This window comes from Streptomyces sp. NPDC048637 (genome assembly GCF_040650675.1).
Classification (GTDB): domain Bacteria; phylum Actinomycetota; class Actinomycetes; order Streptomycetales; family Streptomycetaceae; genus Streptomyces.
The window spans coordinates 241,380-256,785 of record NZ_JBEZHQ010000006.1; the positions used below are offsets into that span (position 1 = coordinate 241,380).

Consider the following 15,406-nt stretch of genomic DNA (forward strand, 5'->3'; position numbering starts at 1 on the left):
GGCGGCCGGGCCGGTGGGGGTGCGGCAGGGTGGCCCGCCGCGGTCCCGAGCCGAGGCGCCACACCGGAGAACCGGCCGTGATCAGCCGACGGGCGGGCGCGTGATGACGCTGAAAGCCGTCCCGAAGGGGTCGGCGATCGCGGCGATGCGGCCGTACGGGGCGTCCTCAGGGGTGCCGGCCGTACCGCCGGCGGCGACCGCGCGGGCCGCCAGCTCATCGGTGTCCGCCACCTCGAACACGGTCTGCCAGCGGGAGGCCCGGGCCGCGGGATCGCCGAAGACGCCGCCGATCTCGTGGCCGTCGGGCCGGCGCAGGAAGGTGAAGTCGAAGCCGGGGAGGTCGTCGTTGCCGTCGAGCGTGAAGTCGAAGACGGCGGTGTAAAAGCGGCGGGCGGGCCCGGGGTCCGGGGACGCGAGGTCATTGCGGACCAGTGTGCTGGGCTCGTTGACCAGCTCACAGCCCGGCAGCGTACGCCCCTGCCAGAGGCCGAAGCGGGCGCCGACGGGGTCCGCCACGACGGCCGTACGGGCCAGGCCCGCCACGTCCGAAGGCGGCACCAGCACCGCCCCGCCGCACTCGACGATCCGCTTGGCCACGGCGTCGCAGTCGTCCGTGGCGAGATACGGCTGCCACCAGGACTCGCCCTCAACGTCCGCGGCGGCGACGGGCCGCAGCGCCGCCACCCGCTGTCCGCGCAGCAGACACAGCGTGAAGGGCCCGGTCGCCGCCGACCGCTCCGCGTACTCCCAGCCGAACAGTGCGCCATAGAACGCCTTCGCCCGGTCCAGGTCGGGGACTCCGAGATCGATCCAAGTCGGCGTTCCGAGCGGCTGATTGCTGCTGATCTCGCTCAACGTCTGCTCCTTCACGGTGTCACTGCCCGGAGCGACGCTAGTGCGTATCTAGGACAGGAAGCGTCCTGGAGCGGGCGCCGGAGCGGCCCGGTGCGCTGGAACGGCCCGGTGCGCCAGAGCGGCCCGGTGCGCTGGAGCGCCCGGCGCTCCGTGGGCCCGCAGGCGTCCGGCGCACAAGCGGCCCGCACGAGCGGCCCGCACGAGCGCCATGAGCAAGCGGCATGGACGAACGTCACGAACGGACGTCACGGACGCGGGCGTCACGGACGCGGGCGTCATGAATAAGCGTCATGAACGGGCGTCATAGACAAGCGTTTAAGACGCTCGTATAGTCGGGGCGTCAGTCGGCGAGTGCACCACGACCGAAAGCCACCGCCGTGTGGCGCAAGCCTGCAGGAGCACCACGATCCCGAAGGGAACCCGCCATGTCCGGCAGCGCTTCGACGTCCCCCCGCACCAGGCCACGGACCGTGCTGATATCCGGCGCGAGCATCGCCGGCCCGGCGCTCGCCCACTGGCTGCACCGCTACGGCTTCGCGGTGACCGTCGTCGAGCGCGCCCCCGAGCTGCGGACCGGCGGATACAAGGTCGACATCCGGGGTGCGGCCATTGAGGTCGCCGAACGGATGGGCATCCTGGAGGACATCCAGCGCGCCAGTACGGACATGCGGACCGGCGCGTATGTGAACGACGACGGCAAGCGGATCGCCACTCTCCCCGCCGGCATCTTCAGCGCCCGGGTCGGCCGGGACGACGAGATCATGCGGGGTGACCTGGCGCGCATCCTCTACGAACGCACCCGGGCGGACGTCGAGTACGTCTTCGGTGACTCGATCACGTCCCTCACCGAGCGGTCGGGCGATCGCCAATACGGCCGCCACGACGGCCGCCAGGGCCACAACGACCGCCGGCACCACGAGCACCACAAGCGCCAAGAGGACCAAGAGGGCCAAGAGGGCCATGGCCCCGGCGGAACCGGCGGTGTCGCGGTCACCTTCGAGCACGGTGCGCCCCGCCGTTTCGACCTCGTCGTCGGCGCGGACGGTCTGCACTCGAACGTCCGGCGGCTGACCTTCGGCCCGGAGGAGCAGTTCGTACGACACCTCGGGGCGTATATCGCCGCATTCTCCGTGCCGAACGAACTCGGCCTGGACCGCGAGGAGTTGTACCACGCCGTACCCGGCAAGCTGATCTGCATCTACAGCTCGGCCGGTGACCCGGCGGCCAAGGGCCTGCTCTCCTTCCGCTCACCTCGGCTGGCCTACGACCACCGGAACAGGACAGAGCAACTGGCCCTGCTGAAGGAGGCGTTCAAGGAGGTGGGTGTCTCCCCGTCCGCAGGGTGGACGGAGGTCCCGCGGCTGCTCGAAGCGGCCCGCGAGGCGGACGACTTCTACTTCGACGGACTGCAGCTGATCGAGATGGACCGCTGGTCGCGCGGCCGGGTGGTGCTGCTCGGCGACGCCGCGCACTGCGCCTCACCGGCGTCCGGGCAGGGTACGGGGATGGCGCTGGTCGGCGCGTATGTACTGGCCGGGGAGCTCGCGGCGGCCGGCCGCGACCCCGAGGAGGCGTTCGGCCGGTACGAGAAGGAGATGCGCGGCTATGTCGCGGTCAATCACGCGCTGGCGGCGAAGTTCGCCGGGGAAATGACCGCGGACACCTGGCGGCAGATCCGGTTCCGGCATCTGATGATGCGGATCCTGCCGCACATGCCGTGGAAGAACCTGGTCGCGAAGAAGATCGCCGAGGACGTACAGCGGGGCGCCAACGCGATCACCCTCAAGGCCCATCCGGCACCGGGCACGGCCACCGCTCACGGTCCGGCCGCCGGCCACGGTCCGGCCGCCGCTCACGCTCCGGCCACCGCTCACGGTCCGGCCGCCGGCCACACTCCGGCCGCCGGGAGCCCGACGTACGCTGCCTGACATGACCGAGCACCCCGCGCACCAGGACTCACCGGACGCCACCCCCGCCGGCACGCCGTCGCACCACTCCGGCGACGCGGACGCCCAGGCGTTCCGCGAGCTGCTGCGCGGGCTGCGGGTCTGGGACGTCGCACTGCCGTCATTCGACCCGGCGGCGGCCCCGGCCGAACCGCTCCCCCTGTTCCGGCAGTGGCTGCGGGAGGCCGCCGAGGCCGGTGTCCCCGAGCCGCACACCATGACGCTCGCCACGGCGGACTCGGCCGGTGACCCCTCCGTACGGACCCTGATGCTGCATGACGCCGATGAGCGCGGCTGGCACTTCGCCTCGCACCTCGGCAGCCGCAAGGGCCGCGAACTGGCCGTGCGGCCGCGGGCGGCGCTCGGCTTCTACTGGCCGGCGGTCGGCCGCCAGGTGCGGGTCCGTGGGCCGGTGACCGCGGCGGGCCCCGAGGAGAGCGCGGCCGATCTGCACCGCCGCTCCACGGGCGCGCTGGCCGCGGCGCTGGTCGGGCGGCAGAGCGAGGTGCTCGGCTCGCCCCAGGAGCTGGCGCGCGCCTCGGAAGCGGCATGGGAGCGCGCCCAGCGCGAGCCGGAGGCGCCGGTGCCGAGCTGGACGCTGTATGTGCTGCGCCCCGAGGAGGTCGAGTTCTTCCAGGGCGATGCGCAGCGCCGTCACGTACGGCTCAACTACCGCTATGTGAACGGGTGTTGGGCGAAGGAACTGCTCTGGCCGTGAGGCACGGGCGGCTGGGGCGGCTCGGACGGCTGAGGCGCCACGAGCGGCTCGGACGGCTGAGGCGCCACGAGCGACTGGAACGGCTCGGACGGCTGGGACGGCACCCGCTCGCGCCGTGCGGTGAGGCGTGACCGGTGCGGGCCCGCCTCACCCTCACAGCTGCTGATACATGATGTGCAACCCCACATAGCCCTCGGTGGGGTGCCGGAAGCCCTCGGGGAGGGTCGTCATGATCTGGAAGCCGAGGGACTTCCAGAGCGTGACGGCGCCGGCGTTGGTCTCCACCACGGCGTTGAACTGCATCGCGCGGTAGCCCTCGGCGCGGGCCCAGGCCAATACGTGCTCCCCCAGGGCCCGGCCGACGCCGCGTCCGGCGCACTGCGGATCGACCATGAAACTGGCGCTGGCGATATGCGAGGCGCCGCCCATGTGGTTGGGGTTCATCTTGGCCGTACCGAGGACGGTGCCGGAGTCGTCGACGGCGACGACCGTGCGGCCGGGCGGCGTCAGCACCCACATCTCGCGGGCCGTCGCCTCGTCGAGGTCTCGCGGATAGGTGTAGGTCTCCCCGGCCGCCACGATGGTGTGGAAGAAGGGCCAGATGGCGGGCCAGTCGGCCGCGGTCGCCTCACGAATCAGCACGGCCACAGCATGCCTCGGGCCCGGCCGGCCCGCCACCGGAATTCACCGGGGTGCTGGGCGGGGCCGGGGGCACCGGGCACGGGCACACGGGGGCACGGGTCGGCGACGCCGGGGTACGGCGGCGCACGGGGACGGCGACACCGGCGTACGGCAACGCACAGGTACGGCGGCGCCAGGCAGGGGCGTCGGGCATGTGGTCACAGGGGGCGCCAGGGCAGGGGCGTCAGACATGTGGGCATGTGGAGACCGGGGGCGGCGCCGGGGTGCGGTGGAGCCAGGTCAAGGGTGCCGGGCCCGAGGACGCGGGTTCACACCGGGCCCCGAGGACGCGCGTTCACACAGGCCGGAAGACAGGGACAGCGAACGCGACTCCCTCGCCCGCACCCTCGCCCTCGCCCCCGCCTTCGCCTTCGCCTTCGTCCCCGCCCGCTTCCCGGAAGTGCACCACGAGCGGCATCCCGATCCGGAGCTCCCGCTCCGGGCAGTCGGTGATCTCGGTCATCATCCGGGGGCCTTCGGCGAGATCGACCACGGCCGCGACGTACGGGACCCGGCCGCCGAACGGCGGGAGATCGTTACGGTGCACGACGGACCAGGTATAGAGGGTGGCGTGGCCGGTGGCCGGCTCCCAGCCGACGTCCTCGCTCCAGCAATACGGGCAGAACTCGCGCGGATAGTGGTGGGCCGCACCACAGCCCCCGGCCCGGCAGCGGCGCAGCAGCAGCCGCCCCTCGGCCGCCGCGTCCCAGTACGGCCGGGTGAAAGCATCCACCTCCGGCAGGTCGAAACGCGCGGACCTCACTGGAACACCCCCAGCACCTCGTCGAGCGACCCTGTCTGCCGGCTCATCGCCGGCTCATCGTGAACGGGGCGACGAGGGAGATCAGCGCCATCATGGCGTTCTGCCCCTGCCCCTGCTCCGTCCCGTCATGGATCATCTGCACCAGAGCCTCACCGGGCCGGATCGTCCGCATCCCGCACACCCTCCCACTGCCGTACCGGGTGCCGGGTGCCGGCGCCGTACACCGCGCGCCGGACGCCCACCCCACCCCCACTCGTTCCTGACGATACGTCAGTTCAGCGGAAGCGGGCCGGGTACGCAAGGGCCCCGGTGCCCGGCAAGGGTCCCGGCGCACCGCAAGGGCCCTGGTGCCCCGCAAGGGCCCCGGTGCACCCCTCCTTGCCCCGTAATGACCGAGGGCGGACAAGCTTTCCCCTGCAGAACCATTCCTGACATGCCGTCAGTTCAGTAATCTGACTATGCGTCAGTTAATGAGAGCCGTCACACAGGAGCGGGCGTCTGCGATGCTTGGATCGACTCACGGCACCCTCACCACTCACTCCCGGCCGGCCCGCGTCGTGGCCTGTGGGGAGCAACCACCACACACCGTCCACGGCATGAGTGAACCGCACCGCGACGGCGGGGGACAGGGCGCCTGCCCCGTCGACCGGGACGTCAGCGGCCGTCCACTGCACGCTCCGGTGCCCGACCTGGACCGGTTCTTCCGGCCCGAGTCCGTGGCGGTGATCGGCGCCTCGGACCGCGAGGGCCGCCCCAACACCGGCATCACCCGTCAGCTGATCGCCTGGGCGGAACGGGTCGGCGCCCGGCTCCACCCCGTCAATCCGGGACGCACCCAGGTCTTCGGGCAGCCCTGCCACGCCACCGTCGCCGATCTGCCGGAACCCGTCGACCTCGCGGTCCTCCTGGTCGGCGACCCGCTGCCGGTCATCGAGCAACTCGCCGAGGCCAAGGTGAAGTTCGCGGTGGCCTTCGCCTCCGGGTTCGCCGAGACCGGCGAGCGCGGTGCAGCCGCCCAGGCCCGGCTGGCCGAGGCCGTCGCCCGCTCCGGCCTGCGGCTGCTCGGCCCGAACACCAACCTCAACGCCTTCGAGAAGTTCCGGGAAGACCTCGACGGCCCGGCCATCGCCCTCATCACCCAGTCAGGCCACCAGGGCCGTCCCGTCTTCAGCCTCCAGGAACTGGGCATCCGCCTTTCGCACTGGGCCCCCACGGGCAACGAGGCCGATCTGGAGACCGCCGACTTCCTCTCCTACTTCGCCACCCGTCCCGAGGTCGGTGCCATCGCCGCGTATGTGGAAGGCCTCAAGGACGGCCGCAGTTTCCTGCTGGCCGCCGACCGCGCCGCCCGTAACAAGGTGCCCGTCGTCGCCGTCAAGGTCGGCCGCACCGAGACCGGCGCCCGGACGGCCGCCTCGCACACCGGCAAGCTCACCGGCGCGGACGAGGTCGTGGACGCCGCGATGCGGCAGTTCGGTGTGATCCGGGTGGACGGGCTCGACGAGCTGCAGGACACCGCGGCGCTGCTGGCCCGCGCCAGGAAGCCCGCCGCCGAGGGCGTCGCCGTCTATTCGATCTCCGGTGGCACCGGCGCCCACTTCTCCGATCTGGCGACCGCGGCCGGCCTGCGGCTGCCCGCCCTCGGCGCCGCCAAGCAGGCCGAACTGCACCAGTGGATACCGGAGTACCTCGACGTCACCAACCCGGTCGACAACGGCGGGCACCCGGTCGGTGACTGGCGCGGCCGCAAGATCCTCGACGCCATCCTGGCCGACCCCTCCATCGGCATACTGATCTGCCCGATCACCGGCCCCTTCCCGCCGATGAGCGACAAGCTCGCGCAGGACCTGGTGGACGCGGCGGAGCAGACGGACAAGCTGGTGTGTGTGGTGTGGGGCTCGCCGGTCGGGACGGAGGACGCCTACCGCCGCACCCTCCTCGGCTCCTCGCGGGTGGCGACCTTCCGCACCTTCGCCAACTGCATCACCGCGGTCCGCGCCTATCTCGACCACCACCGCTTCGTCGACGGCTACCGCTCCCCCTTCGACGACGCCCCCCGCGTCCTGTCCCCGTCCGCGCGCAAGGCGCACGCCCTGATGCGTCCGGGTCAGCAGCTCAGCGAGCACGCGGCGAAGCAGCTGCTGCGCGCCTACGGCATCCGGGTCCCGCGCGAACAGCTGGTGACGAGCGCGGCGGCGGCCGTACGGGCCGCGAGCCTGGTCGGCTATCCCGTGGTCATGAAGGCCTCCGGGCCGCAGCTCGCGCACAAGACCGAACTCGGCCTGGTCAAGGTCCACCTGACCTCGGCCAGCCAGGTCAGGGACGCCTATCGCGAGCTCACCGACATCGCCCGCTACGAGGACGTCCCGCTGGACGGGGTACTGGTCTGCCAGATGATCGAGCGGGGTGTCGAGATGGTCGTCGGCGTCACCCGCGACAGCCTCTTCGGGCCGACCGTGACCGTCGGCCTCGGCGGGGTGCTCGTGGAGGTCCTGCAGGATGTCGCGGTGGGCGTACCGCCCTTCGGTGAGGACCAGGCACGCGCCATGCTCGACGAACTCCGCGGCCGCGCCCTCCTGGACGGCGTGCGCGGAGCGCCGCCCGCGGATATCGACGCGCTGGTCGAGGTCGTCCTGAGAGTGCAGCGGATGGCGCTTGAGCTCGGTGACGAGCTGGCCGAGCTGGACATCAACCCGCTGGTGGTGCTGCCGCGCGGACAGGGCGCCGTGGCCCTCGACGCGCTCGCCGTCTGCCCTTGACCACACCCGCACCCGCGCTCGCACCTGGCCCCACGCCCACACCCGCACCCACAGCCCCGGCCACCACGCCGCCAGTCGCCGCGACCGCCCCGACCACCCCGACCACCCCGACCGCACCCTCTGGAGCCGCTCCCCCATGACCCCCTCGCCTCCCCCCGGTTCCGTTCCCCCCGCCAACTCCGCCGAGCCCGGCGAGCCCGCCGGCTGCACCGACCACGCCGAACCCGCGGAACCCATCGAACCCGCCGAACCCGCCGAACCCGCCGATTCATTGATACTGCACACCACTGACAACGGCGTCTCGTGGATCACCCTCAACCGGCCGGACGCGATGAACGCCCTCACCCGGGACCAGCGCGAACGCCTCATCGGCCGGCTCGCCGACGCCTCCGCCGACCCGGACGTCCGGGCTGTCGTCCTCACCGCGACCGGCAAGGGCTTCTGTGCCGGCGCCGATCTGCGCGGATCGCCCTCGACCGGTGAGCGGGTCGCCGGTGATGTCGCCCGGCTGATCCGGGGCGGCGCCCAGCGGCTCATCACGGCGGTGCTGGACTGCGAAAAGCCGGTCATCGCCGCCGTCAACGGCACCGCGGCCGGGCTCGGCGCCCATCTCGCGCTCGCCTGCGATCTGGTGCTGGCTGCCGAATCGGCCCGCTTCATCGAGGTGTTCGTCCGCCGCGGCCTGGTCCCGGACGGCGGCGGCGCCTACCTCCTGCCGCGGCTGATCGGCCCGCAGCGCGCCAAGGAGCTGATGTTCTTCGGGGACGCCCTACCGGCCGCCGAAGCGGAACGGCTAGGTCTGGTCAACCGGGTCGTGCCGGACGGCGAGCTGGCGAAGACGGCCCGGGAGTGGGCCGAACGGCTGGCGGCCGGCCCGACCCGCGCCCTGGCTCTGACCAAACAGCTGGTCAACGCCTCGCTCGACACCGACCGTGGCACGGCCTTCGCCGCCGAGGCCACCGCCCAGGAGATCAATATGACGACGGCGGACGCACAGGAGGGTGTCGCCTCCTTCGTGGCGCGACGCCGCCCGGCGTTCCGGGGGCGCTGACCTTCCCGGAGCCCCGGCCCCGTGGGCCTACTGCACCCCGGCAGGGCACTCCGGCACCTCACGGGTGTTCCGCGTCCGCACCCCCGGCAGCCAGCCCCGCACCCCCTGCCCGCTGGTGACCAGATACCAGCGGGTGGAGGTGATGCCCGCTTCGTCGCGGACCATCCGGCCGTCCGTCACCACACAGCGCGCGGCCAGCGCATCGCCGTGCCAGACCCGGCCGGCGGAATTGCCGCGCGCGGCGTACTTGGCGTGCGGGTCGTTGGCCAGCCGCAGCGCGCACTCCAGGGAGCGGCCCGCGCGGCAGGCCTGTTCGCTGTTGTAGACCGTGATCTTCACCGTCGGGGTCGGCCCCGCCGGCTGCAGAGTGACGGGCCCGGGACGCACCAGCCACCACACCCCCAGTGCCACCGCGGCCACCGCCGCCGCCACCACGAGCATGACCATGCGCGGCCGCCTCTGGGGCAGCGGCACCACGGCGGGCGCCTGCTCCGCACCCGGTTTCCTGATGCGGTCCCACAGGCCGGGCGGTGTCTCGATCTGTTCGTCCGCGAGCCGTAGCCGGGCGCGCAGCAGCGCCTCGGCATCGTCACCGGCCCCGTCGCCCCGGCCACCGCCGAAGTCCCGGCCGTCGCCACCCGCACCGCCCGCACCGCCGTCGTAGCGTGGCCCCACGCCCACCGTGCCGTTCACCTCCCGGCCTGCCCGTGCTCCGATTCAACGAGGTAGGCGCGCAGCCTGTCCAGCGCACGGGCGCGATGGCGGGCGGCGGTGCCACGATGCACCTTCATGATCTTCGCGGCCTGGTCGATGGTGTAGCCGTCGAGGTCGACGAGGATGACGATGCCGGCCTGCCGGTGCGACAACCTCCCCAACAGGCGCACCGCTTCGATCTCGGCCTGCCGCCGCTCCACCCCGCCGTCCCAGCCGCCGGGCGCCCCACCGGACACCCCACCGGCGCCCCCTCCCGCACCGGCCTCCTCGACGCCCTCCATACCGTCGACCAGCACCTGGCGCCGGTCCTTGCGGTAGGCGTCGCGGGCGACGTTGAGCACGGCAGTGAAGGCATAGGCGTACGGCTCCGGATGGGCGAGGAAGCGCTGGGGGCGGGCCGCGAGTTTGAGATAGGCCTCGTGCACCACATCCTCCGCGGACTGTCTCGATCCGGCCAGCATCACCGCCCTCCGGTACAGCCGGGGCAGCAGCCCACAGAAGACCTCGTCGAAGGTGGGTGACGCGGCAGGCGAAGCTGATGACGGTGTCGCATCGGCCATGTACCGGAACTCTCCCCCGTGCTCGGCTACGGACGCGGCCGGAGTGGACGCTACCCGCGCGGACGACACGCAATCAGGAATGCAGTCCCCAATCTCCCCCGAATCCACCGTAGATCAGCCGTAAACCACCGGGAAACCACACGTGCGGGTGGCGGCAGCTCCTTGCGTCTTCACATCTGATGCACCATCAGATTCAATAACGTCATGATGGGACACGCTGGAATGGCGGCCGCGGCCGTGCGGTACCTACGCTCCGTCGGCGCGCCCACCACGGCCGCCGCACCGTCCCCCGCCCCCGCTCTGCCACGGCCCGCGCTGCGCGCCGTACGGGAGGACGAGCGCGCCCCCCTGGACCCGGCCGAATTCCGCTCCGTCCTGGGGCACTTCGCCAGCGGCGTCACGGTCATCACGTCCCCCGGAGAGCCGGGACCGGCCGGTTTCGCCTGCCAGTCCTTCGCCTCGCTCTCACTTGACCCGCCGCTGGTGACGTTCATGGTGGCGCGTACGTCGACCACCTGGCCGCGGATCGCCCGCACCGGGGTGTTCTGCGTCAACATCCTCGGCGCCGGACAGGGCGACCTGTGCCGCGGGTTCGCGGTCAGCGGCGGCGACAAGTTCGCCGGCGTCGCCCACGAGGCCGCGCCGGTGACCGGTTCACCGCGGCTGGCGGACGTCCCCGCCTGGATCGACTGCACGGTCCAGGCCGTCCACACCGGCGGTGACCATCTCATCGTGGTCGGCCGGGTCGAGGCCCTCGGCACGGACCCGGCGGCCGCCGGGAACGGCCCGCTCCTCTTCCACCGGGGGGCCTTCGGGCACTTCCATCCTTGAGGGGCGGTGGTACGGCCACGACGACACCGGCGAAAGGGGGCGAAGCTGATGCCTCGCCCCCGATGCCATCGGTCAGGCCCCGCCGCGGGCCAGGAACGCCTCCGTGGCACTCATATCGAGTCCGCCGGCTGTCGGGCTGTGCTTCATGACGTGGAACCGCACGTCATCACTGTCGTTGCAGCCACCGAACTGCGGCTCAGGGGTGGTCTTGCCGTTCAGGCAACTGCCGGATTCGTTGAGGATCTGATACTCGTTGGGCAGAAGGTCGTGGGCCTTGACCAGCTTGAGGTGGAGAAGCTCGCTCGTTTGGCCGCCGGTCTTGCTGACCAGACGGAATTTCCCACCTCCCTCAGACCTGACCGTCAAGAGAGCGCCCCAATTGACTTCCCCGTTTTCCCCCATGTAGGCCTGCCAGGTGAAACTGTTGCCGGCCGATGCTTGCGGACCGGTGACTCCCAGGTACTTGCTCGCTCCCAAGGGGCTGAAGGCCACGCAATCTCCGGGATTGCTGTCGTCGCACGTCGGCGCGGTCGGATTCTCCGCTGCATGGGCCATGCCGACTACGAGGGGCGATACCCCGAGGGCGACTACGGCGAGGGCGGTAGCCAGCGGTGTGGCGAGCGGGCGCTGCCCCGGGCTGCGTCGGGGGAACCGAATAACCATGGTCTCTCTTTCTCCTCACGGAAGCCGTACTGTGCAGTCGGCTCCGTTGGGCTGATTGCGTAGTACCCGCGACAAGGCCTGTGGACCGTAAAGGCAGATCGGGCAGGTGATGTGGCAGACATGGTTGCTCGCGTTCCTGTACCCGGCCCCTTCAACTCGTCGCGCGAACCTCAACGTAGGGACCGCGTGGCGGACAATTCATCCGCCAACTGACTTAGAGATCCAGGGGCCACGGCACATTCAGCCCCCGCCTCGCTTTCAGGACTTGGCGATTCCACTCGTCCGGATCGCCCGCGAAGCAGTAAAGGGTCAGTGCCGCCGAGATACCACACGCCCCCGCAGCCGCCACCCAGTTCGACACGCAGGTCGCCCCCCCAGGCCCGCGCCGGCTTCCAACTGCCCGTGCCACCGCAGCCGTCCCCCCGGTGACAAAGCAGCCAGGAAACCGCCGCCCACGACGGTGCGGGCCAGCCGGACGATGCGCCGGGCCCCCGCGGGGACCGTACGGTCCGGCCGCCCCGGCCTCCCCTGCCAACTCCCTTGCCTGCGCGGCCGATTCCCCCCGGCCCCGTCCCCGGCTCCGGCCGCAGCGACGGCCGCTATGCCCCCCCATTCCCCCGTGATCCCACCCCCATCACCCTCTCCCGGGATGATGGGGGTGGGGGCCCAGCCGGCGGGGTAAGCACCGTGCATCAGGACCCGTGATCGGCCAGGAACTTCTCGATTACGGAAGCATTGTTAGCCCCGGTGCTTTCGTGAGAGAACACCCACTTCTGGCTGGCACTTCCGTCGACGCACGCCCTGAACGCTGGGCCCCCGTCCTTGTCCAAGCATCTGCCGTTTACCTCGGTGCCGCTCCTGTCCTGGAACACGTACTCGTGGGGCTTGCCCTCGTGGGTGACTGCCCGCTTGATGTGAACTTCCATGGCCATAGCAGGATTGTCCTGGTTTTCGACGCGGAAGTTCCCTTTTCCGTGAGCAATCATTGCCCAGCGAGTGTCCCAATTGGAACTGGAATCCTTGAGTGCGAGGCCGCTCTCCATCGACTCCGGGTTGGAGAGTCCCACCGCCTCATTCGTCTCCAAGGGGCGAATGACTGTGCAAGCGCCGTCATAGCTGGTCTCGCACTTCACCGGGAGCGGGGGCGCACCCTCCTCCGCATGGGCTGTGCCGGCAGCGAGGGGCGATACCCCGAGGGCAACTACGGCGAGGGCGGTCGCCAGCGGTGCGGAAAGCGGACGCCGCTCCGGGCTGCGTCGGGGGAACCGAATAACCATGGTCTCTCTTTCTCCTCACGGAAGCCGTACTGTGCAGTCGGCTCCGTTGGGCTGATTGCGTAGTACCCGCGACAAGGCCTGTGGACCGTAAAGGCAGATCGGGCAGGTGATGTGGCAGACATGGTTGCTCGCGTTCCTGCACCCGGCCCCTTCAACTCGTCGCGCGAACCTCACCGGCGGCGACCATCTCCTCGTGGTCGGCCGCGTCGAGGCCCTCGGCACCGACCCGGCGACTCCGGCGACCCCGTCGATCCCGGCGACCCCGGTGAACAGAGGGCGAAGCCGTCAATCAGGCCCCGTTGGCGACCAGGAACTTCTCGATACGGTCACCTCCGTATAGGTCACCGAACTGGACCTTCTGGTTGTCGCTGCGGTCGCACTCCCTGAACACCGGCAGCGGGCTGGTCTCGTTCCCAGCCTTGCTGTCGATGCACTTGCCGGAGGTGCCGCGGACCACGTACTCAGCGGGCTTCCAGTAGGTGGTTTCGCCGCGGTCGGACTGACTGGGCTGGTTGGGGTACGTGGCCACCTGCGTGATATGAACCTGGATCTTTTGGCCGGTGCCCTCGTTGGTGAAGTGGAAGTTCCCGCCTCCCAGAGGAGTGGCTTCCCAGCTAATACCCGCATTCGGTTGCCCGTCCGCCGACAGGAAGCTTTTCAGAACGAGGTGGTCATCGCCAGGCGATTGCGGGTCCGAGGCCACAAACTGATTCACCCCCAGAGGGTTGAAGGTGAAGCAAGCGCCGGCCTTGGTGTCATCACAGCGCGGCTGCGGCGCTGCATGAGCGGTGCCGGCCGCGAGGGGCGAGGCCCCGAGGGCGAGGGCGGTGAAGGCGGTCGCCAGCGGTGCGGCGACCGCACGCCGCACCGGGCTGCGTCGGGGGAACCGAATAACCACGATCTCTCTTTCTCCTCACAGAGGCCATGCGCTGCGGCCGGCCCCGTTGGCTGGATTGCTTACCCGCGACAAGACGCGTGGGCCGCAAAGGAGGACCGGAGAGGTGAATGGGCGGACATGATGCTCAGACAACCCGGAGCCCGGCCCCTGCAGCTCGTCGCGAATCCCAACCTAGGAACCGGAAGGAGGCGAATCATCCGTCAGCTGACGTAGGGATGAGAGATCACATGGATTCAGCAGTCTCGGCCGCTCAGGGTTCTCGTCATTGCGTTAACTTGGCCCGGCGTTTGCGAGCTGACCCCTTTCCGTGGGATGGGCGGGCGGACCGCCACGGTGCCGCTCCCGGATGACCAGGGCCATCAGCGCCGCGACGGCACACAGCGCGCCCGACGCGTACCAGACCGGGTTGTACGTACCGAACGCATCGCGCGCCAGACCGCCCAGGAAGGCGATCAGCGCGGCGCCCACCTGGTGGGCGGCCAGCACCCAGCCGAAGACGATCGCGCTGTCGTCCCCGTAATACTCGCGGCACAGGGCGAGGGTCGGCGGGACGGTCGCCACCCAGTCGAGGCCGTAGAAGACGATGAAGAAGACCATCGGCGGGTGGACGCTGTCGGACAGCAGCAGCGGCAGGAACATCAGCGACAGGCCGCGCAGCCCGTAGTAGGTGGCAAGCAGCCGGCGGGTGTTGAAGCGGTCGGTGAACCAGCCGGACGCGATGGTGCCGGCGATATCGAAGATGCCGATCACCGCGAGCAGCGAAGCAGCAGCCGTCATCGGCATGCCATGGTCGTGCGCCGCGGGCACGAAGTGTGTCTTGACCAGGCCGTTCGTCGTGGCACCGCAGATCGCGAAGGTGCCCGCCAGCAGCCAGAACGGACCCATGGGGGTCCTCCCGCTCGAGCGAAGCCGAGAGTGGGGGAAGGCCGCCGAGACCAGCACCCGTACGGCGCGCCGGGCCGCACCCCGCCGGGGCGGCGGCTTGGGGAGGAACTCCGTCGCCCCGTACGGTGCGACGCCCACATCCGCCGGGTGGTCGCGCAGCAGCAGCCACACCAGCGGGACGACGGCGAGCGCGGCGAGCGCGACGGTCACCGCGGCCGGCCGCCAGTCGTGCCGGTCGACGATCCAGGAGAGGACCGGGAGGAAGACCAGCTGTCCGGAGGCGCCGGCCGCGGTGAGGATGCCGGTGACCAGCCCGCGCCGGGCGGTGAACCAGCGGCCGGTGACCGTCGCCGCGAAGGCCAGCGCCATCGAGCCGCTGCCCAGGCCGACCAGCACACCCCAGTACAGGACGAGTTGCCAGCTCGCCGTCATGAAGACGGTCAGACCAGCGCCGGTCGCGATCACGGTCAGGGCGACCACCACCACCCGCCGGATACCGAACCGGTCCATCAGCGCGGCGGCGAACGGCGCCGTCAGCCCGTAGAGCGCGAGGTTCACCGACACCGCGAAGCCGATGGTGCCGCGCGACCAGTGGAACTCGGCGTGCAGCGGATCGATGAGCAGGCCGGGGAGGGAGGCAAAACCGGCGGCACCGATGATGGTGAGGAAGGTGACGGCCGCGACGGACCAGGCCCGGTGCGGGCGCCGCCGACGGGGCACGGGGGCAGGGGCGGGGTCCGTCGTGCGCAGGGGCAGTTCGGGTGGTGTCTGGGTCACCGGAGCAGCTTCGTCCGTCACCCCCGGG

General features: G+C 70.9%; 15 protein-coding genes. 5 read left to right on the forward strand and 10 right to left on the reverse strand.

The features are described from left to right. Nucleotides 1-81 precede the first annotated feature (81 nt). On the reverse strand, nucleotides 82-855 hold the full coding sequence (locus AB0C46_RS11950; protein WP_362827659.1) for a VOC family protein: 774 nt from the start codon (nucleotides 853-855) through the stop codon (nucleotides 82-84). A gap of 425 nt (nucleotides 856-1,280) precedes the next feature. Here AB0C46_RS11950 and AB0C46_RS11955 point away from each other — a divergent pair, with 425 nt between their 5' ends. Further along, on the forward strand, nucleotides 1,281-2,783 hold the full coding sequence (locus tag AB0C46_RS11955) for an FAD-dependent monooxygenase (RefSeq protein WP_362827660.1): 1,503 nt from the start codon (nucleotides 1,281-1,283) through the stop codon (nucleotides 2,781-2,783). A gap of 1 nt (nucleotide 2,784) precedes the next feature. After that, entirely contained in the window at nucleotides 2,785-3,519 is a 735-nt protein-coding gene (locus AB0C46_RS11960) for a pyridoxal 5'-phosphate synthase (protein WP_362827661.1), read from the forward strand. Between the two features lie 153 nt (nucleotides 3,520-3,672). On the opposite strand, the gene AB0C46_RS11965 is transcribed toward AB0C46_RS11960, so the two are convergent. The 3 genes from AB0C46_RS11965 to AB0C46_RS11975 all read right to left on the reverse strand — a co-directional run bounded on the left by AB0C46_RS11965 (nucleotide 3,673) and on the right by AB0C46_RS11975 (nucleotide 5,135). Continuing rightward, entirely contained in the window at nucleotides 3,673-4,161 is a 489-nt protein-coding gene (locus AB0C46_RS11965) for a GNAT family N-acetyltransferase (RefSeq protein ID WP_362827662.1), read from the reverse strand. Between the two features lie 334 nt (nucleotides 4,162-4,495). Further along, nucleotides 4,496-4,963: an OB-fold domain-containing protein gene (locus tag AB0C46_RS11970; RefSeq protein ID WP_362827663.1), complete on the reverse strand. Its 468-nt coding sequence runs from the start codon at nucleotides 4,961-4,963 to the stop codon at nucleotides 4,496-4,498. 43 nt (nucleotides 4,964-5,006) lie between these two features. Then, the gene (locus AB0C46_RS11975; protein WP_362827701.1) at nucleotides 5,007-5,135 is read right to left on the reverse strand and encodes a hypothetical protein; all 129 of its coding nucleotides are present in this window, start codon (nucleotides 5,133-5,135) and stop codon (nucleotides 5,007-5,009) included. 331 nt (nucleotides 5,136-5,466) lie between these two features. On the opposite strand from AB0C46_RS11975, the gene AB0C46_RS11980 reads away from it, so the two are divergent. Beyond that, a complete protein-coding gene (locus AB0C46_RS11980; protein ID WP_362827664.1) occupies nucleotides 5,467-7,722 on the forward strand; it encodes an acetate--CoA ligase family protein in 2,256 nt (751 codons plus the stop codon). A gap of 136 nt (nucleotides 7,723-7,858) precedes the next feature. Beyond that, on the forward strand, nucleotides 7,859-8,773 hold the full coding sequence (locus AB0C46_RS11985) for an enoyl-CoA hydratase-related protein (RefSeq protein WP_362827665.1): 915 nt from the start codon (nucleotides 7,859-7,861) through the stop codon (nucleotides 8,771-8,773). A 27-nt stretch (nucleotides 8,774-8,800) separates the two neighbouring features. On the opposite strand, the gene AB0C46_RS11990 is transcribed toward AB0C46_RS11985, so the two are convergent. Next, a complete protein-coding gene (locus AB0C46_RS11990; protein ID WP_362827666.1) occupies nucleotides 8,801-9,454 on the reverse strand; it encodes a hypothetical protein in 654 nt (217 codons plus the stop codon). An 8-nt stretch (nucleotides 9,455-9,462) separates the two neighbouring features. Further along, nucleotides 9,463-10,047: an RNA polymerase sigma factor gene (locus AB0C46_RS11995; RefSeq protein WP_362827667.1), complete on the reverse strand. Its 585-nt coding sequence runs from the start codon at nucleotides 10,045-10,047 to the stop codon at nucleotides 9,463-9,465. 204 nt (nucleotides 10,048-10,251) lie between these two features. Here AB0C46_RS11995 and AB0C46_RS12000 point away from each other — a divergent pair, with 204 nt between their 5' ends. Further along, nucleotides 10,252-10,878, forward strand: a complete 627-nt coding sequence (locus AB0C46_RS12000) for a flavin reductase family protein (RefSeq protein WP_362827668.1) — start codon at nucleotides 10,252-10,254, stop codon at nucleotides 10,876-10,878. 72 nt (nucleotides 10,879-10,950) lie between these two features. Here AB0C46_RS12000 and AB0C46_RS12005 read toward each other — a convergent pair whose 3' ends face one another. The 4 genes from AB0C46_RS12005 to AB0C46_RS12020 all read right to left on the reverse strand — a co-directional run bounded on the left by AB0C46_RS12005 (nucleotide 10,951) and on the right by AB0C46_RS12020 (nucleotide 15,351). Next, nucleotides 10,951-11,433, reverse strand: coding sequence for a hypothetical protein (locus AB0C46_RS12005; RefSeq protein ID WP_362827669.1), 483 nt, complete (start codon nucleotides 11,431-11,433; stop codon nucleotides 10,951-10,953). An 800-nt stretch (nucleotides 11,434-12,233) separates the two neighbouring features. Beyond that, the gene (locus AB0C46_RS12010; protein ID WP_362827670.1) at nucleotides 12,234-12,626 is read right to left on the reverse strand and encodes a hypothetical protein; all 393 of its coding nucleotides are present in this window, start codon (nucleotides 12,624-12,626) and stop codon (nucleotides 12,234-12,236) included. A gap of 481 nt (nucleotides 12,627-13,107) precedes the next feature. Then, on the reverse strand, nucleotides 13,108-13,686 hold the full coding sequence (locus AB0C46_RS12015) for a hypothetical protein (protein WP_362827671.1): 579 nt from the start codon (nucleotides 13,684-13,686) through the stop codon (nucleotides 13,108-13,110). A 300-nt stretch (nucleotides 13,687-13,986) separates the two neighbouring features. Beyond that, complete coding sequence (locus AB0C46_RS12020) at nucleotides 13,987-15,351, reverse strand: MFS transporter (protein WP_362827698.1); 1,365 nt, start codon at nucleotides 15,349-15,351, stop codon at nucleotides 13,987-13,989. Nucleotides 15,352-15,406 lie beyond the last annotated feature (55 nt).

Coding starts and splice junctions, on each gene's coding strand:
- AB0C46_RS11955 (WP_362827660.1), top strand. CDS start 1,281: ATGTCCGGCAGCGCTTCGACGTCCCCCCGCACCAGGCCACGGACCGTG.
- AB0C46_RS11960 (WP_362827661.1), top strand. CDS start 2,785: ATGACCGAGCACCCCGCGCACCAGGACTCACCGGACGCCACCCCCGCC.
- AB0C46_RS11975 (WP_362827701.1), bottom strand. CDS start 5,135: ATGCGGACGATCCGGCCCGGTGAGGCTCTGGTGCAGATGATCCATGAC.
- AB0C46_RS11980 (WP_362827664.1), top strand. CDS start 5,467: ATGCTTGGATCGACTCACGGCACCCTCACCACTCACTCCCGGCCGGCC.
- AB0C46_RS11985 (WP_362827665.1), top strand. CDS start 7,859: ATGACCCCCTCGCCTCCCCCCGGTTCCGTTCCCCCCGCCAACTCCGCC.
- AB0C46_RS11995 (WP_362827667.1), bottom strand. CDS start 10,047: ATGGCCGATGCGACACCGTCATCAGCTTCGCCTGCCGCGTCACCCACC.
- AB0C46_RS12000 (WP_362827668.1), top strand. CDS start 10,252: ATGATGGGACACGCTGGAATGGCGGCCGCGGCCGTGCGGTACCTACGC.
- AB0C46_RS12005 (WP_362827669.1), bottom strand. CDS start 11,433: ATGGCCCATGCAGCGGAGAATCCGACCGCGCCGACGTGCGACGACAGC.